20 protein-coding genes and 1 other annotated feature (1 of these 21 only partly in view) are annotated in these 24,601 nt (G+C 38.9%); of the genes, 4 read left to right on the top strand and 16 right to left on the bottom strand.

What is annotated here, in order from left to right; genetic code table 11:
- Window positions 1-172 precede the first annotated feature (172 nt).
- Window positions 173-628, top strand: a complete 456-nt coding sequence (locus J2Z23_RS04215; RefSeq protein ID WP_057988375.1) for a hypothetical protein — start codon at window positions 173-175, stop codon at window positions 626-628.
- Between the two features lie 629 nt (window positions 629-1,257).
- Here the strand turns inward: J2Z23_RS04215 and J2Z23_RS04210 are convergent.
- The 3 genes from J2Z23_RS04210 to J2Z23_RS04200 all read right to left on the bottom strand — a co-directional run bounded on the left by J2Z23_RS04210 (window position 1,258) and on the right by J2Z23_RS04200 (window position 5,648).
- Window positions 1,258-2,640: a sensor histidine kinase gene (locus tag J2Z23_RS04210; RefSeq protein WP_209973294.1), complete on the bottom strand. Its 1,383-nt coding sequence runs from the start codon at window positions 2,638-2,640 to the stop codon at window positions 1,258-1,260.
- Window positions 2,637-3,317 (bottom strand): response regulator transcription factor, encoded by a 681-nt coding sequence (locus J2Z23_RS04205; protein ID WP_209973293.1) that lies wholly within the window; start codon window positions 3,315-3,317, stop codon window positions 2,637-2,639. Before J2Z23_RS04205 ends, J2Z23_RS04210 begins: the two co-directional genes overlap by 4 nt.
- Window positions 3,318-3,449: 132 nt before the next feature.
- On the bottom strand, window positions 3,450-5,648 hold the full coding sequence (locus J2Z23_RS04200) for an MMPL family transporter (RefSeq protein ID WP_209973292.1): 2,199 nt from the start codon (window positions 5,646-5,648) through the stop codon (window positions 3,450-3,452).
- A 337-nt stretch (window positions 5,649-5,985) separates the two neighbouring features.
- Here J2Z23_RS04200 and J2Z23_RS04195 point away from each other — a divergent pair, with 337 nt between their 5' ends.
- Genes J2Z23_RS04195 through J2Z23_RS04185 form a run of 3 tightly spaced genes read left to right on the top strand, consistent with a single transcriptional unit; the run spans window position 5,986 to window position 7,926 of the window.
- Window positions 5,986-6,360, top strand: coding sequence for a GntR family transcriptional regulator (locus tag J2Z23_RS04195; protein WP_057988383.1), 375 nt, complete (start codon window positions 5,986-5,988; stop codon window positions 6,358-6,360).
- Entirely contained in the window at window positions 6,353-7,246 is an 894-nt protein-coding gene (locus J2Z23_RS04190; protein WP_209973290.1) for an ABC transporter ATP-binding protein, read from the top strand. The genes J2Z23_RS04195 and J2Z23_RS04190 overlap by 8 nt, the downstream gene beginning before the upstream one ends.
- Window positions 7,243-7,926: a hypothetical protein gene (locus J2Z23_RS04185; RefSeq protein WP_057988387.1), complete on the top strand. Its 684-nt coding sequence runs from the start codon at window positions 7,243-7,245 to the stop codon at window positions 7,924-7,926. The genes J2Z23_RS04190 and J2Z23_RS04185 overlap by 4 nt, the downstream gene beginning before the upstream one ends.
- A 39-nt stretch (window positions 7,927-7,965) precedes the next feature.
- On the opposite strand, the gene J2Z23_RS04180 is transcribed toward J2Z23_RS04185, so the two are convergent.
- The 13 genes from J2Z23_RS04180 to ilvB all read right to left on the bottom strand — a co-directional run bounded on the left by J2Z23_RS04180 (window position 7,966) and on the right by ilvB (window position 24,183).
- Window positions 7,966-9,243, bottom strand: a complete 1,278-nt coding sequence (locus J2Z23_RS04180; protein ID WP_209973288.1) for a DUF4179 domain-containing protein — start codon at window positions 9,241-9,243, stop codon at window positions 7,966-7,968.
- Entirely contained in the window at window positions 9,236-9,781 is a 546-nt protein-coding gene (locus J2Z23_RS04175) for a sigma-70 family RNA polymerase sigma factor (protein WP_209973286.1), read from the bottom strand. Before J2Z23_RS04175 ends, J2Z23_RS04180 begins: the two co-directional genes overlap by 8 nt.
- Window positions 9,782-9,940: 159 nt before the next feature.
- On the bottom strand, window positions 9,941-11,362 hold the full coding sequence (locus J2Z23_RS04170) for a sugar porter family MFS transporter (RefSeq protein WP_057988393.1): 1,422 nt from the start codon (window positions 11,360-11,362) through the stop codon (window positions 9,941-9,943).
- Window positions 11,363-11,781: 419 nt separating this feature from the next.
- On the bottom strand, window positions 11,782-13,338 hold the full coding sequence (locus tag J2Z23_RS04165; protein WP_338018412.1) for a response regulator: 1,557 nt from the start codon (window positions 13,336-13,338) through the stop codon (window positions 11,782-11,784).
- Window positions 13,339-13,369: 31 nt separating this feature from the next.
- Window positions 13,370-14,788 carry a sensor histidine kinase gene (locus tag J2Z23_RS04160; protein WP_209973282.1) on the bottom strand — a complete coding sequence of 473 codons (1,419 nt, stop codon included), beginning with the start codon at window positions 14,786-14,788 and terminating at the stop codon, window positions 13,370-13,372.
- Entirely contained in the window at window positions 14,785-15,783 is a 999-nt protein-coding gene (locus J2Z23_RS04155) for a sugar-binding protein (protein ID WP_209973280.1), read from the bottom strand. The genes J2Z23_RS04160 and J2Z23_RS04155 overlap by 4 nt, the downstream gene beginning before the upstream one ends.
- Window positions 15,784-16,075: 292 nt before the next feature.
- Window positions 16,076-16,660 (bottom strand): 3-isopropylmalate dehydratase small subunit, encoded by a 585-nt coding sequence (gene leuD, locus J2Z23_RS04150; RefSeq protein ID WP_057988400.1) that lies wholly within the window; start codon window positions 16,658-16,660, stop codon window positions 16,076-16,078.
- Window positions 16,657-18,072: a 3-isopropylmalate dehydratase large subunit gene (gene leuC / locus J2Z23_RS04145; protein ID WP_057988645.1), complete on the bottom strand. Its 1,416-nt coding sequence runs from the start codon at window positions 18,070-18,072 to the stop codon at window positions 16,657-16,659. Before leuC ends, leuD begins: the two co-directional genes overlap by 4 nt.
- A gap of 10 nt (window positions 18,073-18,082) precedes the next feature.
- The gene (leuB, locus tag J2Z23_RS04140; RefSeq protein WP_064467805.1) at window positions 18,083-19,147 is read right to left on the bottom strand and encodes a 3-isopropylmalate dehydrogenase; all 1,065 of its coding nucleotides are present in this window, start codon (window positions 19,145-19,147) and stop codon (window positions 18,083-18,085) included.
- A 207-nt stretch (window positions 19,148-19,354) separates the two neighbouring features.
- Entirely contained in the window at window positions 19,355-20,899 is a 1,545-nt protein-coding gene (locus J2Z23_RS04135; protein ID WP_057988403.1) for a 2-isopropylmalate synthase, read from the bottom strand.
- Window positions 20,886-21,917, bottom strand: coding sequence for a ketol-acid reductoisomerase (gene ilvC / locus J2Z23_RS04130; protein ID WP_057988404.1), 1,032 nt, complete (start codon window positions 21,915-21,917; stop codon window positions 20,886-20,888). Before ilvC ends, J2Z23_RS04135 begins: the two co-directional genes overlap by 14 nt.
- Before the next feature lie 20 nt (window positions 21,918-21,937).
- Window positions 21,938-22,456 (bottom strand): acetolactate synthase small subunit, encoded by a 519-nt coding sequence (gene ilvN / locus J2Z23_RS04125; RefSeq protein ID WP_057988647.1) that lies wholly within the window; start codon window positions 22,454-22,456, stop codon window positions 21,938-21,940.
- A gap of 5 nt (window positions 22,457-22,461) precedes the next feature.
- The gene (gene ilvB, locus J2Z23_RS04120; protein ID WP_238482611.1) at window positions 22,462-24,183 is read right to left on the bottom strand and encodes an acetolactate synthase large subunit; all 1,722 of its coding nucleotides are present in this window, start codon (window positions 24,181-24,183) and stop codon (window positions 22,462-22,464) included.
- Between the two features lie 230 nt (window positions 24,184-24,413).
- Window positions 24,414-24,601: a binding site (T-box leader), on the bottom strand (it continues 55 nt past the right edge of the window).

Raw genomic sequence — 24,601 nt, 5'->3', positions numbered from 1 at the left:
CTTGAAACTTTTTCAAGGAAAGAACCCTCTCCTAGTCTGGTATCTGATTCGAATTTATTCCAATAATGCTTATGTCTATCTATTAAATTTACTCCACTTATCTTTGTATGTAATCTCCCATTCATCTTCTGTTCATAATCGAACCTTAAGCTTTAGTTAAGGAGGAGATAGAATGTTTAAGTTTTGGCTATTTCTGCATTTTACAGGTCTTTCCATTTGGTTAGGATCTTTACTAGCGATTATCTTGATTTTAGTGATGATGAAAAAGCATCTAGGTTCGAAGGAACTTTCCGCTATCGTGAAAAAGATAACACGGATTGGAAATATATTGGTTCATCCGAGTGCTTTTTTTGTATTGTTAAGCGGCGTTTTGATGATTATCTCGATGAATCTCAATGCCAAGCCATTTTACCTTGCTTTTATGGAACGGGTTGGCGGGATCACTGTTTTAATTACCATTATTGGTGTAAGTCTTTTCGGACGCAAACTTGTCAAAAAGCTAACTCAACTTGAGGTAGATGGCGAAGTGCTGAAACATACCCGAAGTATCAATAACTATATTATGATGATGCTGCTCTCCATTTTACTTGTTTTAGCTGTGATTTTTGTAGTCAGTTTTCGCTTTTAACTTTTTATATAAGCAGGTGGAGAGTTTTTCCCCTGCTTTTTGTAATTGTATGGAGCATTAGAATAATATAGTTCAAGCCATTTCCTGCGTGTCTAACTAAATATGTGCCGGAAATTCATACATAAATAATCCACAAAGTTATACACATTATTAACACAATTATACAGGGAAATATTCAGTTTTTGCACATTATCCACAGTTTATTTCTTACTTATCCACATCGATGATTAATATCCCCATTTAATCATGTTTATTCTATTCGTAACGATGATTATACACAATCTTATCCACATGAAATTTCAAACGCATATTGCATATCAATCATTCGGTTTTTTATATTTCTTGAGGAGATTTCCTGCTGCGATTATGAAACTTGCCAATACTAATTTTGCTAAGAACCCTTCATAATCAGTTGGCCCAACAAAATAAAACAACACAGAGAAAAGCCCGAGGATTGTAAATTGTGTGGTCTAAATAAATAATTTGTTCTTAGTAGTTATGAATTTATGAAAAAAGTGAGCAGTCAAATATAGACATACCCACTAAAGATACGAGTATAGCTAAGTTTAGAATCACGCTCATTAAAAGATTTACCTTTTTCATTTAAAAATTCTCGTTTAATGGAGATCTTATTCTCGCCAAGGCAATCGGGTTATGAACTCTGTTCCTTCCTCAAGCTTACTTGTCACTTCTATCTCTCCTTCATGAAGATCAATAATTTTCTTCACAACAGACAGTCCTAAACCGCTACCGGCTTGGGCTCGATTTCGCGATTTGTCTGCCATATAAAATCGATCGAATATATAAGGAAGTTCCTCTTCAGGTATTCCTGTTCCTGTATCTCGAAATGTGACTAGGATTTGGTCATCAATCGCAGCAGAGATGAAAATAGTCCCAGCTTCTGCTGTGAATTTGATACTGTTGATTAAAAGATTTGTCCAAACTTGTTGGAGTAATTGTCGATCTGCTTTTACCACAATTTCTGGTAAATCCAATTCAAGCTTAAGGTTTTTCGTATTCCATTCCCACTCAGTCAACAAGACGATTTCACGAATTTGTTCATCCAAGCGAAATGACTCTTTATGAAGCACTTTTGCTTCTTTATCAAGCGAAGATAGCATCAAAAGTTGCTTGCTTAATGAAGACAGTCGCCCACTCTCCTTTTCTATAATTTCTAAATATTGATCAGCCTGTTCAGCAGATACCGATTTAGTGCGGATCGCTTTTGTAAAACCACGGATCGATGTTAAAGGAGACTGAATTTCATGAGAAACATTGGAAACAAATTCTTGCCGCATATCGTCTAGCTTTTTCAAAGATATCGCCATTCGCTCAAAATCACGTGCAAGGTCGCCAATCTCATCTCTTCGATTGCGATCAAGCTGAATATCATAATGTCCACCCGCAATTCTTTTTGTCGCCTTCGTCAGCTTTTTTATAGGCCGGACAAGAAAACCCGCAAAAATGGCAATCAAAGCTAAACTAATTAAAAAAGTAAGACCTAAAAGGATACTAAAGACGATTCGCATTTCTCCGAATTGCTTTTCCACATTAGGGCGCACAAATAAGGCTTGAATTTTCCCATCCACTTTTATTGGTATGCCGATACTATTTTTTATATCATCTTTGAAAAACCCCGTCACAAATAGACTGCTTTGGAATTCGGAAATTCCATGATACGTCTCGCCATTTAATACTGATTGAATTATAGCTCCATCTAATGCATAACTGCGGAATTCATCTCCAAACCGAAAGCCCTCCATGTCTTGATTCACCAAGTACAGCTGAAAGTTCATATTGGCGATCCGATTTAAATACTCATCCACAGGCATGTTGTCATCTGAATGCTCATATAAAAAGCTAATTTCCTGTGCTACTTCTAAAATTTTTTCTTCGTTATAATCTTTTAACTTAATTTGATAATAGAGATTTGAAAATAAAAAGGCAATCACACCACTGATTAGGGCAATAAGGGCAAAGGTAAGAACGATCCGAACATATAAAGTTTTCATTTCTCTCTTGCCTCTAACTTATAACCGAGTCCGCGAATGGTGACGATTTTAAAATCATCCGTAAGACCACGAAAACGTTCGCGCAGACGCTTAATATGAACATCAATTGTCCGATAATCCCCTACAAAGTCCTGTCCCCAGACTAAATCCAATAATTGTTCTCGGGTATAGATACGATCCGGCTGGCTGGCAAGCTGGGCCAAAAGTTGAAATTCTTTTAGAGGTAATTCCAAATGCTTTTCACCGACTTTGACTTCGTATTTATTTCGATCAATCACTGTCTTATTTAAGGTGATAATATTATCCGAAACCATTTGATAGCGCCTCAGCAACGCACGAATGCGGAACAATAATTCTTCTGGCTCAAAGGGCTTTACAACATAATCATCTGTGCCCGATAAAAAGCCTTTCGCTTTATCTTCCATTTCTCCTCTAGCTGTTAATAAAATAACGGGAATATCGTAAAATTGGCGAATTTCCTCACATAATTCCCAACCATTTTTTCCAGGCATCATTACATCTACAATGGCTAAATGAACTTGCTCCTGTTCAAGCAATTGAGAAGCCGCCTCTCCATCTTCGGCTGCCAATACTTCAAAACGTTCTCTTTGCAAATAAAAACGTAAAAGTTCACGAATATGAGGATCATCATCCACGATTAGCATTCGAGTTTGCATCACACCACCCCTTTTTCTATAACTGTACCGTAATTTCTTCTTGAAACAAAATGATGGCTATTTTTCTAAAGTGATTGAGGACAATTAACAGATAGAAACAGACAGAGTGCTTAACAACACTCTGCCTAGGGTTCAATCGCCGGAAATTTTTTTATCTTTACCATGAGTTAGAATCAAAATAGATGGTAAGAAAATGCCTCTAATTAAGAAAGTATCCAAGAGAATTCCTAGTGCCATCGTGAACCCAAATAAAAATAGTTCCTGTAGAGGCTGGGTCATAAGGACGGCAAAGGTGGCAGCTAGGATTAAACCAGCGGAAGAGATAACCCCACCCGTTACAGATACTCCCTTAGCCACTGCCTCTTTCCATGGAAGTTGTAACGCTTCTTCGCGAATTCGGGAAACGAGCATAATATTATAATCAATTCCGAGTGCAACCATAAAGACAAAAGTATACACTGGTAATCGATAGCTTATGGCCTCATACCCCAATCCATATTTGAAAATCCACCAACTAAAACCAAGGGATGCAAAATAGGATAATAGAATCGTTCCCATCATCAGAATCGGCATTAGAACAGATTTCGTTTGAAAACCGAGAATCACCGTTAGTAATATTGTTACGAGTGAAAATAATACGATCATATCTCTTTGATTCATTGTGCGCACATCTAATTGCTTGGCTGTTTGTCCAGCATAATGTAGTTCCACATCACTCGGTGAGAATCCACTGTCTTTAAGGATTTTCCCGCTTGAATCACGCAAATCTTGAATCGTGTCTAAAGCCTCAACACTGTATGGATTTTCTGCTAATATAAGCTGAAACTTGATCACTTGCTGGGAATCTGCCAAGAAATTCCGTGGTAAGTTGGCTGGGTCCTGGGCCATTTCCGCTGTCAAACTTGGAGAAACTGATTCTACTCCCTCCTGTTGCTGTAATTGATCTGTTAATTCATTCACTTGCTTTATCCAGTCATCATTCACCTCGATGTCTGATGCTGCTTTTAAAATAACCGTAACTGGTGCTAATTCTCCAGCAGGGTAATGGTCTTCCAATAATTCGAATCCTTGTCGAGAAGGCATGTCATCTGGAAAAGATTTTAATAAGTTAAAAGAAAACTTCATCGAAGTAGCATTGAAGGCGCCTATTAATAAAATTATCAGCAATATTCCTCCCATTATAGCTGGACGCTTTTTCACTAGCTGACTTATTTTAGACCATAGACCTTCCTTCTTGCTTTCTCTTTTCTCCACTGTTGGTACAAATGGCCAGAAAGCTTTCCTCCCCATTAAAGCGAAAATACTTGGAATTAGAGTTAAACCAGCGATTAAAATCACGATCACAGCAACGGAGAAAACTGGAGCAAAATGATTATACGGTTGGAAGATCGTTGTAAACAGTGTAAGCATCGCTAGAAATACGGTGCCTCCGCTAAAGACAATCGGTTCTGAAATATGATAGATTGCTTCACCCATCGCATCATACTTTGATTCTTGCCTTTTCAGTTCCTCACGATATCTCGAGAAAACGAACAAACTATAATCAGTGAGTACAGCGAATAATAAGACAAGCATGATCGAAATGGCTGAACTGTCGACAGTAAACCAACCATTTTTTCCGGCAAGACCTAGGATTCGATCAACTACACCATAGACAATGCCTGCAATCACAAGCGGCGTTAACGCTAATAACGGTGAGCGATAAATCAAGATTAAAAGAATAAAAATCAACACAACCGTGGCTAACATTAAAACAAAATCGGCATTTCTGAATAGAGAAATCGTATCCGCGGAAATTCCCGCTGGCCCCGTAATTTCAAATTGTAATCCATCCAAGCCAATTTCTTTAACCTTATCGCGAATTTTATCCAGTGCTGCTAAAGTTTGATCGGAATCTGATTCCGGTTGAATGGAAATATTGAATAATAGAGTCGATTCATCCTCAGAAAACATCTGATTCTGAATTTCTCTTGGAAATTGATGATACGGTAACGCACTTGAAATATAATTGGGCCGCTCATCAGATGCTAACCATTCACTTAATTCTGTTAGCTTTTCTCGGTCCCGATCTGTAATTTTTCCCTCCCGATGAAACACAAGTAAAGCCGGCAACCCATCATCTGACGGGAAGTGTTCTTCCATGATTTGCTCGGCAATTTCAGAAGGCTGATTCTCCCTCACACTTGCTTCCTGACTACTCACTGCATTCTCTTTGGCCCCTGGCGCGACGGCACTCAAGATTGCAACCACGACGAGCCAAACAATCAGAGTGATTTTCGCACCCTTGGAACTACTCGAAAACTGGACAATCTTGCGAAATGGACGAAGCATTTTAACTCATCTCCTACTCTTTTCTTTATAGCTCGATTGTAAAAATCCAATATGAACGCAGTGTGAATGACAGATTACGAGTGATCCCCCATCTTTTTTTAGGCTTTATACTGATCTATTAGCCATTGCAACTAGTCTATTAGCCATTGTGATATTCCTATTAGCCGTTAGGGCATTTCTATTAGCCTTTGCGATATTCCTAGCATTTGTCCCTCTTTTATTAGCCATTGCATCTATGTATTGCCCTCTGCCCATTTTTTACAAATTATATTGACACCGTTTCAAGAGTGTTGTATGGTTAATTACATAAGTAACTAACCGATATGGTGGTGAAGTTGTGACACATTTAATTGACGATGGACGGCCTATTTTCCAGCAAATCGCCGAACGAATCGAGGATGACATAATAGAAGGTTCTCTTTTAGAGGAGCAGCAAGTTCCTTCCACGAATCAATTTGCCTCATTTTACAAAATCAATCCAGCTACGGCCGCTAAAGGTGTGAATTTGTTAGTAGATGAAGGGATTTTATATAAAAAGCGAGGGATTGGCATGTTTGTGACAGAAGGAGCACGCACAAAAGTATTAGAGAAACGTAAGGAACAATTTTACGAACAGTATGTCTTAACGATGATTCAAGAAGCAAAGAAGTTAGGTATGACGATTGACCAGCTAACAGAGATGGTACAAAGAGGGGGGAGAAAGCATGACTAAAATTATTGATATCCAACAGCTTTCAATGACATATGATGATGATAGCAAGGTCATCAATGATATCAATCTTTCAATCAAAGAGGATAAAATATATGGACTACTTGGAAGAAATGGAGCTGGGAAAACAACATTAATGAAGTTGATCACAGCTCAGATCTTTTCAACAGATGGTGTGCTAAGAGTGTTTGGTGAACATCCTTATGAAAATCAGCAAGTCTTAGAAAAAATTTGCTTTATTAAAGAAAGTCAGAAGTATCCGGATAATTATCGGGTTCGTGATGTATTGGAAGTTTCAGCCTCTCTGTTTAAAAATTGGGATCAAGAGTATGCATTGAAGCTCGTAAAAGAGTTTGATCTACCTCTTAAAAAAAGAGTTAAGAAATTATCACGCGGTATGCATTCAGCAGTTGGAATTATTGTCGGGCTGGCAAGTCGAGCACCGCTCACTATTTTTGATGAGCCTTATCTCGGACTGGATGCGGTTGCGAGAAAAATATTTTATGATCAATTAATTACAGATTTCGGAAATCATCCTCGTACGATCATTCTATCTACCCATCTAATTGATGAGGTCAGTAACTTATTGGAGCATGTGATCGTTATAGATCGCGGGAATATTATCATTGACCGAGATTCTGAGGAGTTACGTGGGCTTGCCTATACGGTGACAGGTTTGGCCGCTCAAGTTACGTCATTTGTAAAAGGAAAAGAAGTCATCCAAGAGGAAAGAATGGGTGGTACGATGACAGCTACATTAATTGGCGATGAAAACTCTAATGAGCAATCTGCTGCTAAACAGTGGGGACTTGGGGTCTCACCGGTCTCTTTGCAACAGCTTATAGTTTATTTAACAAAGTCAAAAACTGAAGGGATGTTGTCTTCATGAGTATTCAACGGGCCTTGAAAATTCACAACCAAGACAAATGGACATGGCTCTATATTGCCTTCATTATTTTATTTGTAAGCTTTCTATTTGGTTTGACTATAGCAGTCTTTATTCCGGGTGATGATAAAATAATGATCACAGGGTTCAGCTACATTTTCGTCTATATGTTTGTCATGGGAGTTACCGGTTTTAGCCAAACCTTCGCTTATGCAATGGGCATGTCGGTACGGAGAACGGATTATTGGATGAGCATGGCTATTATGGGATTACGCTCTAGTCTACTTTTCACTATCATTTTCGTTTTCCTTGCATTGATAGAAAATTGGACAAATGGATGGGGGAATCAACTTATCTTTTTCCATTTTCCTTATCTCAATGATGGGAATATCTTCAAGCAATTCATTGTTTATTTTATGGGTTTCGCGAATTTCTTTTTCCTAGGCCTCTTGATTTCTATTTTCGCAAAGCGGTATACGCTTAAAGGGCTGCTCATTCTTGGTCTAGCATTTCTTTTTTCCATCACTCTAGCTGTTCTATTAATCACTTATTTTGAAGTATGGATGGATTTGTTCCAGTGGTTCGTGCAACATACAGCTTTCCAACTTAGCATTTGGTTCATTCCGCTTACACTTTTTTACATGACCGCTTCTTTTCTAATAATCCGAAAAACAGCAGTTTAAATCTAGAGAGCATGCCTATGTAAATAAGGCACGCTCTTTTTATTTTTTAATCGGAATATCTATTTTCTCTTTGTATTCTTTCATATAATGCAGCCCTTCAATGATTATATAATCTGGCTGAGTCCGTGTTTCAAATACTAGTGTCCTTTCTTTCAAAATCTCTCCATTTGCTTGTTTGCTCTCTTTTTGGTTGACCGTTGTTTCTAATGGGGTCACCTCTTCACCATTTCCTATGGATACACCATCAAGCATGACATCTTCTGTAGTAGCAATCGTCACTTCTATACAATTTTTTACGTCAATATGTTTGATATATAGTTTTTCCCCACCAAACTCAATCGGTCCTTCTCCAATATTAGTGAGTGTAACTTTTTCATTTAATATCTTATAACCAACAAATTCCTTCATGATGAGCTGTAAAGAGTCAAGTTGATCAGGTAGGGGATCGTAATGTAACTCAAACTCAGTCCCCTTTAGACTAGAAGTACTCCCACTGCCAAGTTGTTCAAGAAGCTGGCTATTGGCCTTTAATTCAATTCCAGACAATGCATGTGGAACCCTATCAAAATTTTCCACCTTCAAGGTTCCTTTGATCGTTGTCATTGTTGGTGTCGCAATAATTGAAGTGAATTTGACCTTTCCCTTATCTACCTTGATCGTCTTCTTCAAGGATTGTTTCATTCTCGTATGGAAAGCTTCATTCGGATTATAAGGGAAGGTTATGCTCCTTTCAATTTGACCGCCACTGGCCAGATTATAAAAAAAATGCAATGTTAAATTTTTTGAAAAGGCACTAACAGGTTCAAAGGTCTGGATACCTTTTAGCTCCGTTTGCGTATCATCCAGTGAGGCAGTCCCCGCTACAGCCTGTGAGTTCGTCAAAAAGCCGCTAAGACTAAGCGAATACGGAAGATTTTGCCCATTAACCCCATCAGAGTTTTTAATTGTATAATATAAAATTAGTTGGTTCTCATCGGCCATTATGCCATCCACATATAAACGATTCCCCTCTGCTAGATCGGTCGATTGATCAATGACTTGCCCCATTCCTTGATCATTTAAATCCTGTAACGTCCCTGTCATCACCTCACCAAATCCGATTAACTTTTTGCCATAGTAAGCTACGGCATTATAATGATAACCAACAAAAAGGGTTAGGAAGGCGAGCGCAGCAGCCATGATCCAAATTCGAGATTTCCGCCTTTTTGTAGGTGTTTTATCTAGCGCTTTTTTCAATCGATTTTCTAATTCCTCAGGAGTGACCACTGATGCTAACTGCTCTTTCCCCTGTTCTAATTGCTGTTCAATCTTATTCAATCTCTTCACCTCCATAATGCTCCCTTAATTTTCTTAATCCATTAAAGACCCGGGATTTTACCGTTCCGACCGAGACATTTGTCATCTCAGCGATGGTTTGGTAATCAAGATCATGAAAATACTTTAGTTGAATAGCTTCCTTTTGCTGATCATTGATATATTCTAATAACTTTTCTATAACCATAAGTTGTTCTGAACGTTCATAATCGTCTTTCGTGGAGAGCTGATTTTCCTCCACCCCACTTACTGTAACCACATCATCAGCTAGTACAAGTCGCTTTCGTTTTCGGACGATCGCCTTACAAGCATTCACCAAAATGGTTTTACTCCAACTAAAAAAAGCCTCATTTATTTTTAATTGATTAATATTTTCATATACTTTCACGATCATTTCATCCATGGCCTCTAGCGCATCATGCTGATTGCCTGTATATGTCAGGGCCAAACGGTAATAGGCATCTTTTTCAACCATAACAAGTAGGACTAACGCATCCTTATTCCCTCTCTTTGCTCTTTTCACTAGTCGACTAACATCCATCTCTTCACCTCTCTATTTATTAGAGTCTGTACGATATAGGAAAGTTCATTTTATTTAGAAATTGTTTTTCACCTTCTCTACTATAAAGGGCAATACATAAAAAAACGACCTACATGATGTAAGTCGTTTTTAATTGATATTCTTTATTGAAGCAGGAGATCATCCGCGTGAGTCTGCAGCCAAATCTGTCTGGAACTCATCACTTAACTTCCCATTTTTATTTTTCGGTTTCCATAGTTCCGCAATTTCCTCAAGTGACTTATTTTTCGTCTCTGGCACAATTGTCATCACAAATACGAAGCAAATTACGTTAATAACAGCGAATATCCAGAATGTAAAAGCTCCACCCATGTTATTAATCAACATTGGAGTGAATTGGCCAATGGCCCAGTTTGCTCCCCAAAGGAACATTGTCGCAATCCCAACAGCTTTTCCCCGAATATGATTTGGGAAAATCTCTGGGATCATAATCCAAGGAATCGGTCCCATGGAGATACAGAATGAAGCAGTAAATCCAGCAATAAAGATAACTAGTAATGGACCACTATTCGTAGGTTCAAAGAAAAACACGCTTCCAATCAATACCATGAAGATCGCCATTAAGCTCGAACCAATTGCCATAAGTTTCTTTCTTCCCAATCGATCAATTAAAAGAATTGCTATAATTGTAAAGACTACCTGTACGCTTCCAATAATACTTGTTGCTAAAAATTCCGTATTATTTTCAAAACCTACTCTGCGGAAAATATCTGGTCCATAGTATGTGACAGCGTTCATCCCGATAACCTGATTAAATAAGGCAAGAAAGATTCCAACTCCCATTGCCATACGAAGTCCCGGCTTCAATAATTGCTTTACAGATGTATTCTTTTCTGTTTCAATTGAAATTTTAATTTCTTGAGTTTCTTTTTTGGCTATTTCATCACCATTGATCCGGCTAAGTGTTTTGAATGCTTCTGAATCTCTACCTTTTTGAATTAAGTATCTTGGACTTTCCGGAACAAAGACTAACAGAATTAAAAAGATAATTCCTGGAATTACGCCATAACCAAGCATCCAACGCCAGCCGACTTCCATTCCCCATTCATAAGAACCACTATTGGCAACCCCATAGTTAATATAGAAGGTAGCACAAATCCCAAAAATGGTAAACAATTGATAAAGTGAACCGAGTCTTCCTCTAATTGCTGGTGGTGCACACTCACTAATATATGTTACCGATAAAGCGGATGCAAAGCCGATACCAAATCCACCAATAATTCTTGCCCAAACAAGCATTGTTACACTTGTAGCAAAAGCAGAGGCTATGGCAGAGATGATAAATAGAACAGCAGAAACAATCATAATATTTTTACGGCCATATCGATCACTTAAAAATCCGGACATAGCGACACCAATCACTCCACCAACCATTACGCAGGAAATGACCCATCCTTCCATAGCAGGGCTCAAATCATATAAGTCTTGCAAATAACCAATTGCACCGGAAATAACGGCGGTGTCGAAACCGTATAACAGCCCCGCCACACCTGCTGAGGCGGCGATTAGAATCACATACCACATCGAACGTTTCTCTAACATGTTGATCCTCCTTATTTATGTATCAGCATAGTTGTGTAAATTAATAAATAGTGGGAAGCGCATACTGCTATATCCCACAAAGGAGCTTGCGATTACATATGATCCCTGACAACTCCTATATGTCATGTTTCTTATAGCAATCACTGAAAGCCCTTTAAATATTGCTTTCATTACAATTTATCACGCTTTCATATCCGTGATAGCACTTTCACCTTCACTTTCTTGTTAAAACCTAGACAATCTTGCAAAAGTGATTTTGCAAAAGGACAATCGCAAGCGCCTATTTATTTCTACAAATGATCCTTCTGATAAATTTCAAAGCAATTCCAAATTAACTAAAGTAGAATTCATATTAATCCACCCAAATTGATGAATTTCGTAAAAAAATAACAGGTACAAATCATCACGATTTATACCTGTTATTTCACATAATTATTTCTATATTCGCGGGGACTTAACCCCGTCTCCTTCTTAAACACACGACTGAAATAATTGGGATCTTTATAACCAATGGTTAAGGCAATTTCCTTTAATGGGAGCGTGCCTTCCAATAAAAAGTTTTTTGCCTTTTCTAAACGAACTTGTGTTAAGTATTCAATGAAAGTGACCTGATATTGTTCTTTGAATAGCTTACTTAAATAATAAGAGCTTAAACCAATCTGCTCAGCCACTTCCTCTAAAGAAATTGATTTGTGATAATAGCAATCAATATAATCTTTCGCTTGAATAAGTAATCCTTCTATTCCATTTGCCCGCCATTCTCCTATTTGTTCTATAATTGTCGATAAATAAGCTTTGGCAGTTGCTTTTATTTGTGTTGATGTATCTAATTGTGCAAAACTCATCTGCACATCATCTTCAAAACCGAGCTCTTTCATAGACCTTGTTAGCACAATAAAGAAATTTCCCAAGGCTTTTTTTACAGTAGCTAACTGGTAATCTGCAGCTTGGAGAATTAATTTGTAATAAGTATCGAACATTTGCAATCCATGCTGAATGTCTCCCTTTTTCACCGCATCTACTAGCTCCTTTTCAACCTCAAACGGAATAAGTTCTCTTCGCTTTTGTTTCAATTGGCTTGTGAATACCATATAGGAAGCTCCCGGATGATCATGTACAAATTCCAAGGCAAAAATCGCTTCTTCATATGATTTGGAAAAATCATTTACATCTGATACAACCATTCCTACTCCAGAAAGAAGGCGACAATCCTGCAATTGTTGTTGAACACGCCGAATGATCGAACGAGCAAAATCTTCTCTTATGCTCGCAGCTCCTTCTATAACTTCATGAAACATAAACGCTGGAACTTGAAAGCCCGTTAATGGGCCAACTAAACAATGAGGGTGCTCTTCTTGCAGAGCCTTTTTTAAAATACGATACCATTCACTTTTATTATCTCGTCCTGGATGCAAATGAGTCGACTCAAACGAAAATACTGCAACAAAACCTTGTCTTTTTTCTAGATCTAACCAATCTCGCCATTCATCTACACTAAATTCATACACATGATCCATCATTAAGGAAACGATAAATTCTGCCTCAACTAAAGAACTAGCTCTTTCCAAGCGGTAATTGATCTCCGTTTTTTCAGCCTCCTTCTGTCTTTCACTTTCCAATTCTGCTACCATCCGATCGTATGCTTCCAAGACTTCCGCTACTTTACTTGGTTTTAACAAATATTCCTTTATGCCGAACTTCATCGCTTCTCGTGCGTAATCAAATGTGTCAAAAGCAGATACCATCACACATTTTGTATTCGGCAGCTCTACCAGTATCTGTTTCACGGCTTCAAGACCATCTATTTCTGGCATTTTTATATCCATAAAAATTAGATCAGGTTTATGGGACAGAGCAAGCTCAATCGCTTGCTTTCCATTTTGGGCCTCTGCTACTACTTCTACCTCTTCACGATTCCGTTCCAACATTAGCCTGAGTCCTTCCCTCTCAATAGATTCATCATCAACAAACATCACTTTTACCAAATTGGTTCCCCCCTTTTCACTTCTAATCCGTCGATAAATAAACGCTCACAGTTGTCCCTTTCCCTAGCTGAGAAGAAATACTTAAGTTACTGCCTTTATCAAACAGTTTAAGTCGACTCATCACATTACGCATTCCGATCCCAGTTGAATGCCCAGAACTTTTTCTTGAGGATGTTTCATCTTCAATCTTTGTATCCATTAATCTTTCAATTGTCTGTTGGTCCATGCCTTTTCCATTGTCTATTATTTCAATACATACCTTCTTGTCCTTTTGGTAGATATTTAGTTCGATCTTCGCTCCCTCAGCCATATCTTCAATACCATGGACAAAGGCATTTTCGATTATCGGTTGGAGGGTTAAGCATGGTAGTGGAGCTGATAAGCAATCTGGATCAATGTTCTGATAAAATTCTACCCGATCACCAAAACGTGTTTTCTGGATAAAAAAGTATTCGTTCACAATTTTCACTTCATCCCTTAAGCTAGTCTCTCGTTCCAGATTACCGATATTATAACGGAGCAAAGTGGATACAGATGATATTAAATCACTTGTTCGCTCAGCACCTTCTATATAGGACATTTTGGAAATTGTATTTAATGTATTGAATAGAAAATGTGGATTAATCTGATTCTGCAGGCTTTTCAGCTCCATTTCTTTTAACAGCTGGGCAAGCCTTGCCTTTTCTTGTATCTCTTTGACAGAATGCATAATATTCTTTTTCATCTGATTGAAGGTTTTAGTAAGGAACCAAAGTTCATCCTTTCTCGGAACGACAATATCCTCTCCAGAATATCTTCCTGCTGAAATTTCCTGAGCTGCCCTTGTGAGCCGACTAATCGTACTCGTAATTCCATTTGAAAACCAAAGAGCAAAAAGAATACTTAAAATAATGATTGCAACCAGAATGGAGGAGCCTAAATTACGGCTACTTTTAATTTTCCCATTAGTAAGTGAAAAGAGTTCTTGATATTCAGTTAGCTCTGTATTAATTAAATCTAATGTCTTTTCATGAATATAACGAGAAGTTTTCTCAGCTTCATTCAATGAAGTGGAATACTGTTCAATATCTTGCTTCTGCACGCTATCAACTGTTTGGTCCGCCAATTCAAGAAAGCTAATCATCATGTTTAAATAATTTTCACGGGGAATGTGCTTTACCTCCGTAGCCGCAAACTCTTCCTGTAACTGAAGGAGTTTCTGCTTATCGTCCTCATAATAAAGTAAATTATCAGGAAGCGGTTCCTGTACATATATTTGCAAGGATTGAAATGTATCATTCGCTACTTTTGTCATCTCGTTTAATAAGAAAAGATGATCCAAACTATCATTATGGAGTTCTGTTACTTTCTGGCTATTTTTCTCTCCTACAAAAAAAATAAGCAAAATTAATAGAAGAACAACAGCAAAATACAGAATAAGCTTCGTCCGAATTTTGATCATGATGTTTCACCTGCTTGGCTTTTCTGATATAGGAGGTCAGGTTTCCGAATAATCGTAGCATCGGTATGATGTATTTCCTCAACCGGCTTCCCTTTGATAATATCCATCATGATCTCTACACTGCGACTCCCCATTTGATATGGTTGCTGTTCGACAAGTGCATCAATTGCCCCGTTTTGTAGTAACTGTGCATTTTCATCTGACAAATCGAACGTAATGACATACAAGTCATCAAGACGGTTTAATTTTTCCGCGGCAGCTGTAATACCGCCCCCATCTAAAGTACTTGTCCCATAAAAAGCGGTAATGTCTGGATGCTCCCGCAACATCTTATAAGCTTGTTCTTCTGCTCCAATTCTATCAATATTAGATTCTTCCACCGCAACAATTTCAATTCCATCTGTCTGTTTCAACACATCTTTGAAACCTTCAATTCGAAGCTGATGATGGGCATTTGCAAATCGTCCCGTAATAATTCCTACGGTTGCTTTTCCCTTCGTATCCTTTACCAATGTCTCTCCTGCTAACCTCCCAGCCTCATAGTTATCGGTTCCAATATAGGCAACTCTTCTGCTTTCCGGTGCATCTGTATCCACTGTCATAACCGGAATTCCCTGATCCACAGCCTGATTAATAAGAGGAGTAAACTTGTCATTGAGCGCTTGGACGATGATCCCATCTACCTTCGACTTAACCGCCATATCTAAAAGCTTTAATTGCTCTTCAGGATTAGAACGCTTCGGCCCTTCATATTCTACAAATACATCATACTCTCCTTCTTTCTCTATTGCTCCTTCTCCTACTAATCGCCAATAAACATGATCCATTTCCTCACCAATTAAGGCAAAATGGTAGGCTGACGGTGAACTAGTATCAGCATTCTTTTTTATTTTCGCATCATAACTCTGTACCTGATTATAAAAGTAAATTGCAAAAGCAAATACAAATACGAAGGAAGCAAGCAGTAAAGTATAAATGATTGCTGTCCGTTTCATACCTACCTCTCCTATAAAAAACTTATTATCTTTATATAATTAATGTAGCATAATCATTTTTTAAAAACATCTTATGAAAGAGGATGGTATATGAATGGGTGAAACGCTTTAATATTCCATTATGGGGACTGTTTATTATAAAGAATTGGAAGGCATATATTTAAAGGAAATAAATATTCGTTTACCGGTTAAACGACTTTTCATGAGCTGACAAGCATCATTACTTTTTAACCATTATAAAAACGACTTACCTAGGTGTTCTCCTAAATAAGTCGTTTTTGCAAGATTACTATTAAGCCTGGGCATTTTCATACTTCGCAATTTCGTCTTCCAATTGTAAAGTCAAAGCAATTTCATCCCAACCATTTAATAGCATTTCCCGACGGTAGGGATCCGTTGTAAAGGAATAGACAACACCATCAGCGGTTGTGATTGTTTCATCCTCTAGAGAAACGGTCACTGTCAAAGACTTTTCTTTGCCTGCCGCTAATAATTCCTCAATCTGATCCGCTGATAATTGGACTGCTAAAATACCATTTTTCAGGCAGTTATTGTAAAAGATGTCAGCAAAACTTGTAGCGATAACGACTCGGAACCCATAGTCTCCAAGTGCCCACGGTGCATGCTCACGAGAGGAGCCACAGCCAAAGTTCTCACGAGCAACAAGGATTTCTGTCCCTTGATATTCTGGTTTATTTAAAATAAACTCAGCTTTTTCAGTTCCATCATCATGGAATCGCCAGTGATAAAATAAATATTTGCCAAAACCAGTTCGTTCAATCCGTTTTAAAAATTGTTTCGGAATAATTTGGTCTGTATCGACATTAGAACGTTCAAGTGGCGCTAGGACACTAGTTACTTCTTTAATCGGCTTCATGCTGTCGCCCCCTCTTTTGTGAAGTTACGCACATCAACAAAATGACCGGCAATTGCTGCCGCTGCTGCCATTGCTGGGCTTACAAGATGTGTACGAGAGCCATTTCCTTGGCGTCCTTCAAAGTTACGGTTCGAAGTGGAAGCACAGCGTTTTCCTGCTGGAACTTGGTCCGCATTCATTGCCAGGCACATACTGCAACCTGATTCGCGCCATTCAAAGCCTGCATCAAGGAAGACTTTATCTAATCCTTCCTGCTCAGCCTGTAATTTTACTGTTCGCGAACCTGGAACAACAATCGCATTAACCCCATCTTTTACCTTTTTACCAGCAATGACCTTGGAAGCAGCCCGTAAATCTTCAATTCGAGAGTTTGTACAGGACCCAATAAATACATATTGAATTTCAATATCCTCAATTTTTGTTCCACCTTGCAGACCCATGTACTCAAGTGCTTGCTCAATTTCAGCTTTCTCTGAATCGCTTTTAGCCTCTTCTGGCTTTGGTACCTGACTAGAAATGCCTACACCCATGGAAGGATTTGTTCCCCAAGTAACGAATGGTTCTATTTCAGACGCATCGATTTCAATCACAGCATCATATACAGCATCATCATCTGTAGCAAGGCTACGCCATTCGCGTTTTAATTCTTCGAACTTTTCCCCACTTGGAACATGTTCTCTTCCCTCTAAATAGGCAAAAGTTGTTTCATCTGGGCTAATTAAACCTGCCTTAGCCCCTGCTTCAATTGACATATTACACACTGTCATCCGTTGTTCCATTGTCAGATTACGAATGGCTTCACCAGTATATTCAAAAATATGACCGGTTCCGATATTCACACCATATTTAGCAATAATAGCCAAGATCAAATCTTTCGATGTTACGCCAATGCCAAGTTCACCATTCACCTTTACCTGCATTGTTTTTGGCTTTTGTTGCCACAGTGTTTGCGTAGAAAGCACATGTTCCACTTCACTTGTACCAATCCCAAAAGCGAGAGCACCAAAAGCACCGTGAGTCGAAGTATGACTATCACCACAAACAATCGTTTTTCCGGGTTGGGTTAAACCAAGCTGAGGACCGATTACATGGACAATTCCTTGGTCTGGATGTCCCATCCCTGCTAAGGGTACACCGAAATCCGCACAGTTTCTTTCAAGTGTTGTCATTTGTTTTTTCGAAATAGGATCTGACACGGCTTCATTTAAGCGTGTTGGCACATTATGGTCCATGGTCGCATAGGTCAAATCAGGTCTTCTCACTTTACGTCCATTCAAGCGAAGGCCCTCAAAGGCTTGGGGAGAAGTAACTTCATGCACAAGATGAAGATCAATATAGAGTAAATCAGGCTTCCCCTCTTCTCGATGAACAACATGTTTCTCCCAAATTTTCTCAATAATGGTCTTGCCCAATTTCTTCACCTCACCCTTCAAGTTCATTCACAATCTTTTCCGTCATATCTGTTGTCGACAATACTTCTCTTCCAATATTCTTAAATTCACTTGTGCAATAACCAGCCTCAAGGATCTTTTGCACAGCAGCTTCAATCGCATCAGCTTCTTCGAAGAGACCAAATGAGCTACGTAACATCATTGCTGCAGATAATATAGCACCTACTGGATTGGCGATATTTTGCCCAGCGATATCAGGTGCAGATCCGTGTACAGGTTCATAAAGTCCAAAACCATCGACCCGCAGACTTGCTGATGGCAACATTCCAAGCGAACCTGTAATAACAGATGCTTCATCACTTAAAATATCTCCAAACATATTTTCCGTTACGATCACATCAAAGGTAGACGGATACGTAATTAATTTCATCGCCGCAGCATCCACAATCGTATGCTCATATTCTACTTCTGGGTATCTTTTTGCCACATCTTCTACAACTTTTCGCCATAGTTTACTAGATTCAAGCACATTAGCTTTATCTACCGAATTCAACTTTCCTCGTCGTTGTTTTGCTAATTCAAAGGCATGCACGACAACACGTTCAATTTCTTCGCGGCTATATAGCAATGTATCTACCGCATTTTTGTCATCATGATGGCTTGGTTCCCCGAAATAAAGGCCACCCGTAAGTTCTCGAACAATCACCATATCTACGTCTTTGGCGACATCTTCCTTTAATGGAGAGACTGCTAGTAAACTTTGATAAGCCTTAACAGGACGGAGATTGACACTTAATTCAAAATGCTTTCGAATTTGCAGAAGGCCTTTTTCTGGCCGCAAATGGGATGGATTTTGATCCCATTTTGGTCCCCCCACGGCTCCTAGCAAAATCGCATCACTTTGTTCACAAAGTTGAATTGTTTCATCTGGTAAAGGTTGACCTGTTTCATCAATCGCTCCTCCACCAATAAGACCATGCTTCCACTCAAATTCATGATCAAAGCGGCGTCCAATTGTCTCCAAAACAGCAATCGCTGCATCTGTCACTTCTTTTCCTATTCCATCACCGCGTAATACCGCTATTTGTTTCTTCAAACTTCAAACCCCCAAACATAATCCCATAAGGTTATCAATATCCTATTTCTCCTGAAGACGTTATGCATGCTTTCCCTGACTAACTTCGCCCTTCACTTCGCAATGCCTTTGTAGTTTATATCCTGTCTAGTAAAGACAAACAGTTAAGATCGCTACTTTCTATTGGCCTAAATTTCGGGACGTGCCAAGCACCCCCCGAAATTAAAGTTAAACTGACTTCATTAGTTCTTTTATATGAGTTGAAAGCAGGCTTCGATTAACAGCATTTAAGTAAGCTCTTGCGGACGCCTCAAGAACATCTTGAGCAGAGTCTCTTCCAGTTAATTCCTCACCACGGAAAGAAAGATTTACCACGGCATCTGCAAGGGCATCTCTTCCTTTCCCAATCGAGCTAACCCGATAATCTAAGACATGTACCTCTTCATCTACAACTTTTTCAAGGACGTTGAAGATAGCTTCAACACTACCAGAGCCACTAGTTGTTTTCTCAACCACTGTGTTATCAGGCTTTTTCACAATAACAGTTGCAGATGGGTCTTTTTGTGATTCATAGTGTACACCGACTCTTTCCAATTCAAATGTTGAAGTGTCAGATTCTTTTAATTGCTCATTTGTTAGAATCGTCCAAAGATCGTCATTGGTAATTTCCTTTTTGCGATCTGCTAGCTTTTTAAATTCTGTGAAAGCACTATTCAAACTATCTTGATCCAATTCAAAGCCAAGTGATTTAGCTCGATCTTGGAAAGCGTGGCGACCAGAATGTTTCCCCATAACTAAGTTATTCGATGTTTCCCCAATTAACTCAGGAGTGATGATTTCATAAGTCGTTGGTTCTTTCAACACACCGTCTTGGTGGATACCTGATTCATGTGCAAAGGCGTTTTTCCCTACGACAGCTTTATTTGCTTGGATGTGCATACCTGTTAATTTGCTTACAAGTTGACTGGTACGCTTAATCTCATTTAGTGTTAAATCTGTTTTAATATTTTCATAGAAATCTTGTCTTGTATAAAGAGCAACCGCAACTTCCTCTAAAGCCACATTTCCTGCCCTTTCACCGATTCCATTAATCGTTCCTTCAACCTGATCAGCACCATTTTCAATTGCTGCTAATGTATTCGCAACAGCCATCCCTAAATCATTGTGACAATGAGCAGATAATTTAGCTTGCTCAATATTAGGAACATTTTCTTTTAAAAATTTAAACAATGCTCCATATTCCTGTGGTGTAGCATAACCTACTGTATCAGGAATATTGACAACAGATGCACCCGCAGTAATCGCCTGCTCTACAATATGAGCTAGAAATTCACGATCTGAACGAAAAGCATCTTCTGCAGACCATTGCACAAGTGGAAAAAATTGCTTCGCATATTTAATGCTTTCAACAGCAGTGGCGACAACCTGTTCAGGTGTCTTCTTTAACTTATATGTCATATGAATCGGTGATGTTGCAATAAAGATATGCAATCGTGGGTTTTCAGCTACTTTCAAGGCCTCCCAAGCTGCATCAATATCTGATTTAACCGTTCTTGCAAGACCTGTCACAGTCGAATTCCTCACTGTGGAAGCAATTTGTTTTACTGAAGCTAGATCACCTGGGGAGGCGGCGGGAAATCCCGCCTCAATAATATCTACCCCAAGTCTTTCTAGTTGTTTGGCAATCTCAAGCTTTTCTATAGAATTCAGATTTACGCCTGGAGATTGTTCTCCATCACGCAAGGTAGTGTCATAGATGTCAATTTTTCGCACTTGTCACCACTTCCTTGGATTTCTTTTTACCAGCTTTTACAAATGGCATCATTTCGCGTAGTTCTTGACCTACTTTCTCAATCAAATGCTCATTTTCACGACGGTTAATTGCATTATACTCCGGACGGTTCAATTGATTTTCCAAGATCCAGCCTTTCGCAAATTTACCTGTTTGGATATCGTCTAAGATATCTTTCATACGTGCTTTTGTATCGGCATCAACAACACGTGGTCCAGATACAAAGTCTCCCCATTGTGCTGTATCAGAGATGGAATAACGCATACCGGCAAGACCATCTTCATACATAAGGTCTACAATTAGTTTCAATTCATGCAAACACTCAAAGTAGGCAAGTTCTGGTTGATAACCAGCTTCCACAAGTGTTTCAAATCCAGCTTTTACTAGAGCAGTAGTTCCACCACAAAGTACCGCTTGTTCTCCAAATAGATCTGTTTCTGTTTCTTCTTTAAATGTTGTTTCAAGCACACCTGCGCGAGCTGATCCAATTCCTTTTGTATATGCTAGGGCAATATCTCTCGCCTTTCCAGTTGCATCTTGGTATACCGCAAACAATGCTGGAACTCCTGCTCCTTGTTCAAATGTACGACGAACAAGATGTCCTGGCCCCTTAGGCGCTGCTAGGAATACATCCACATTTGATGGAGGTACGATTTGGTTAAAATGAACGTTAAAGCCATGTGCAAAGACAAGTGCTTTCCCATCCTTAAGTTCAGGTTTTACTTCATTTTCGTATACAGGAACTTGGCGCTCATCTGGAAGAAGGATCATAATTACATCTGCTTGAGCAGAAGCTTCACGAACCGAATAAACTTCATGACCATCTTCAACCGCTTGGTCAAATGATTTTCCTGGTCTTACACCAACCACTACGTTAAATCCGCTATCCTTTAAGTTACTAGCATGCGCATGACCTTGTGAGCCATATCCTAGAATTGCAATCTTCTTACCTACTAAAATTTGTTCATCGATTTCGTTATTGTAATATACTTTTGCCATTTTAATTCATCTCCTAGTTTTTATAATTGTAATATAGATAGTTGTGCTGATTCTTGCTTTTGATACTCGCGGACAAAGGCTGTAACCCCTGTTCTAGATATATCTTTAATGCCATAAGGCCTAAGCAACTCAATAAAAGCTTCTACTTTATTAGGTTCTCCAGTTACTTGTACAGTGATATTGTTTTTCCCCATATCAATCACCGTTGCTCTAAAGGGCTCAATAATGCTATATACTTCACTTCTAACAGGTGGTGGGCACTGTACTTTTATAAGGGCTAATTCCCTTGTTACAATTGACTTATCGGTAATATCAGAAACCTTCAGTACATCAATTTGCTTTTGCAATTGCTTCACTAGTTGTTCCATTTTTCCCGGGTCATCCATTGGCACAATGAAAGTAATTTTAGAGACAGTAGGATTTTCAGTTGGTCCTACCGTAATACTTTCAATATTGAACTGCCTTTTTGCAAATAATCCCGTGACCCGATTCAATACCCCACTATTATTATTAACTGTTACGGTAAGAACTCGTTTCATCGGTTTCATTCTCCCACCCCAATCATTTCATGAAGTCCTTTTCCTGTTGGAACCATTGGACACACAATTTCGTCTTGAATTACGCGACAATCAATGAGTGCAGGCCCTGGATAATTGAAAGCTTCTTCCAAGGTTTTTTTTGCTTCCTCAGCATTGGCACATCTAAAACCTTTTATTCCATAAGCCTCAGACAGTTTAACAAAATCAGGCTGTTCAGGCATTAACGAATGCGAATAACGTTTTTCATAAAACTTTTCTTGCCACTGACGAACCATTCCTAAACAGGCATTGTTGATAATTACAACCTTTACCGGCAAATTCAGTTCTTTAATTACAGACAATTCCTGTAGAGTCATCTGGAATCCTCCATCTCCTGATATCGCCACAACGGTCTGTTCAGGCGCTGCTAATTGTGCTCCAATTGCAGCGGGGAACCCAAAGCCCATTGTTCCAAGCCCTCCAGATGTCACCCAATTATGAGGGCCATTGAAAGGATAGTATTGGGCTGCCCACATTTGATGTTGCCCAACATCAGTTGTGACAATCGCATCTCCACCTGTCAACTCATGAATTATTTCAATCACATGTGGGGATGAAAGCTTTCCTTCAGGTGAGCTAGGTTTTTTAAATGGATATTTCTCCTTATTTGCCTGTAATTGTTTCATCCAATCTGAAATATCCGGAAGAATAAAGTCCATCTTTAAAAGTTCTTTTAGTACAACCTTTGCATCTCCTACAATTGGAACAGCTGTCGGTACATTTTTGCCAATTTCTGCTGGATCGATATCAATATGGGCAACCGTTGCATTCGGAGCAAAATACTTAAGATTCCCAGTCAAACGATCATCAAAACGTGCTCCAATATTGATAAGTAGATCACAGTCTGTGATGGCCATATTTGACGTATACGTTCCGTGCATGCCCCCCATTCCTAGAAACTGTTCATGGTCGCCAGGTATGGTTCCTAATCCTAGTAAAGTATTTACTACTGGATAGCCTGTTTTTTCAATAAACTCCTGAAATTCTTTGTGAGCTTTAGCAAATAATATCCCTGCTCCAGCAAGAATTAATGGTTTTTTAGCATTGCTCATAAGGCTAGTAAGCTTTTGTAATTGCAAATAATTTGGTTTTGTTGTCGGTTGGTACCCTGGTAATTGTATACTTGCCTCTGGATATTCCCCTGATAACTGGGTTGCAATATCTTTCGGGATATCAATTAAAACAGGTCCTGGACGACCCGTTGAAGCAATGTGGAATGCCTCTTTAATGATACGCCCAATATCTTTTAAATCTTTCACTTGGTAACTATGCTTTGTAATTGGCATTGTAATTCCGACAATATCTGATTCTTGGAAAGCATCTGTTCCCAATAATGAACTTCCAACTTGCCCTGTAAACACAACAAGTGGTAATGAATCCATCATGGCATCCGCGATACCTGTCACTAAATTGGTTGCTCCAGGGCCAGACGTGGCGATGACCACTCCCGGTTTTCCAGTTACCCGCGCATATCCCTCTGCCGCGTGGATTGCTCCTTGCTCATGCCTAGTCAAAACATGTCTCATAGGATTTTTATGCAGGGCATCGTAGATTGGGAGTACGGCCCCTCCTGGATAACCAAAAATAACTTCTACTTTCTCTTTTTGTAATGTCTCAATAAACAAATCCGCTCCGGTCTTCGTTTTACCTTTGGCTTCAGTGGCTGTATTTTGGTTATTTGCTTCCATTTGGATTCCCATACTCACTGCAAGCTTCATCCTTTCAAATTATCATTTTTTAAAACATATCATAAATCCGACAATTCATGCATTAAATTCACCGATTTGTGAAAAAATTCCCTCTAGTCTTTAAAAATAACAACATTTTTTATTTTGAATGGCTAATATCCTCACTCTAATAGTGTAAAAATGCGTAAATAAAAAAGTTTTTTCAGCCCACACAAAAGGAGAACCTTTTATGCAGGGATGAAAAAACTTCATGGTACCACCCTACTTTTCAGTGAAATTCACTGACTCAGGAGCGACTAATGCCACTCATTGATAACGAGAACTGAAAATCCCCGTGTACCCATAATCACGAATGTTTTCCGGGTACCTGCTCCAAGGCGATGTCACAAATGGCTGCATTGTCGGTTTCCAGCAGTGC

The organism is Lederbergia galactosidilytica (assembly GCF_017873565.1).
Taxonomy (GTDB): Bacteria; Bacillota; Bacilli; order Bacillales; family Bacillaceae_C; genus Lederbergia; species Lederbergia galactosidilytica.
This window is presented reverse-complemented; position numbering and strand designations above follow the sequence as displayed.

Excerpts from the sequence above, each read along its gene's own strand:
- J2Z23_RS04215 (WP_057988375.1), top strand. The coding sequence starts at position 173 with ATGTTTAAGTTTTGGCTATTTCTGCATTTTACAGGTCTTTCCATTTGG.
- J2Z23_RS04210 (WP_209973294.1), bottom strand. The coding sequence starts at position 2,640 with ATGAAAACTTTATATGTTCGGATCGTTCTTACCTTTGCCCTTATTGCC.
- J2Z23_RS04205 (WP_209973293.1), bottom strand. The coding sequence starts at position 3,317 with ATGCAAACTCGAATGCTAATCGTGGATGATGATCCTCATATTCGTGAA.
- J2Z23_RS04200 (WP_209973292.1), bottom strand. The coding sequence starts at position 5,648 with ATGCTTCGTCCATTTCGCAAGATTGTCCAGTTTTCGAGTAGTTCCAAG.
- J2Z23_RS04190 (WP_209973290.1), top strand. The coding sequence starts at position 6,353 with ATGACTAAAATTATTGATATCCAACAGCTTTCAATGACATATGATGAT.
- J2Z23_RS04185 (WP_057988387.1), top strand. The coding sequence starts at position 7,243 with ATGAGTATTCAACGGGCCTTGAAAATTCACAACCAAGACAAATGGACA.
- J2Z23_RS04175 (WP_209973286.1), bottom strand. The coding sequence starts at position 9,781 with ATGGATGTTAGTCGACTAGTGAAAAGAGCAAAGAGAGGGAATAAGGAT.
- J2Z23_RS04170 (WP_057988393.1), bottom strand. The coding sequence starts at position 11,362 with ATGTTAGAGAAACGTTCGATGTGGTATGTGATTCTAATCGCCGCCTCA.
- J2Z23_RS04160 (WP_209973282.1), bottom strand. The coding sequence starts at position 14,788 with ATGATCAAAATTCGGACGAAGCTTATTCTGTATTTTGCTGTTGTTCTT.
- J2Z23_RS04155 (WP_209973280.1), bottom strand. The coding sequence starts at position 15,783 with ATGAAACGGACAGCAATCATTTATACTTTACTGCTTGCTTCCTTCGTA.
- leuD (WP_057988400.1), bottom strand. The coding sequence starts at position 16,660 with ATGAAGCCGATTAAAGAAGTAACTAGTGTCCTAGCGCCACTTGAACGT.
- ilvC (WP_057988404.1), bottom strand. The coding sequence starts at position 21,917 with ATGGCAAAAGTATATTACAATAACGAAATCGATGAACAAATTTTAGTA.
- ilvN (WP_057988647.1), bottom strand. The coding sequence starts at position 22,456 with ATGAAACGAGTTCTTACCGTAACAGTTAATAATAATAGTGGGGTATTG.
- ilvB (WP_238482611.1), bottom strand. The coding sequence starts at position 24,183 with ATGGAAGCAAATAACCAAAATACAGCCACTGAAGCCAAAGGTAAAACG.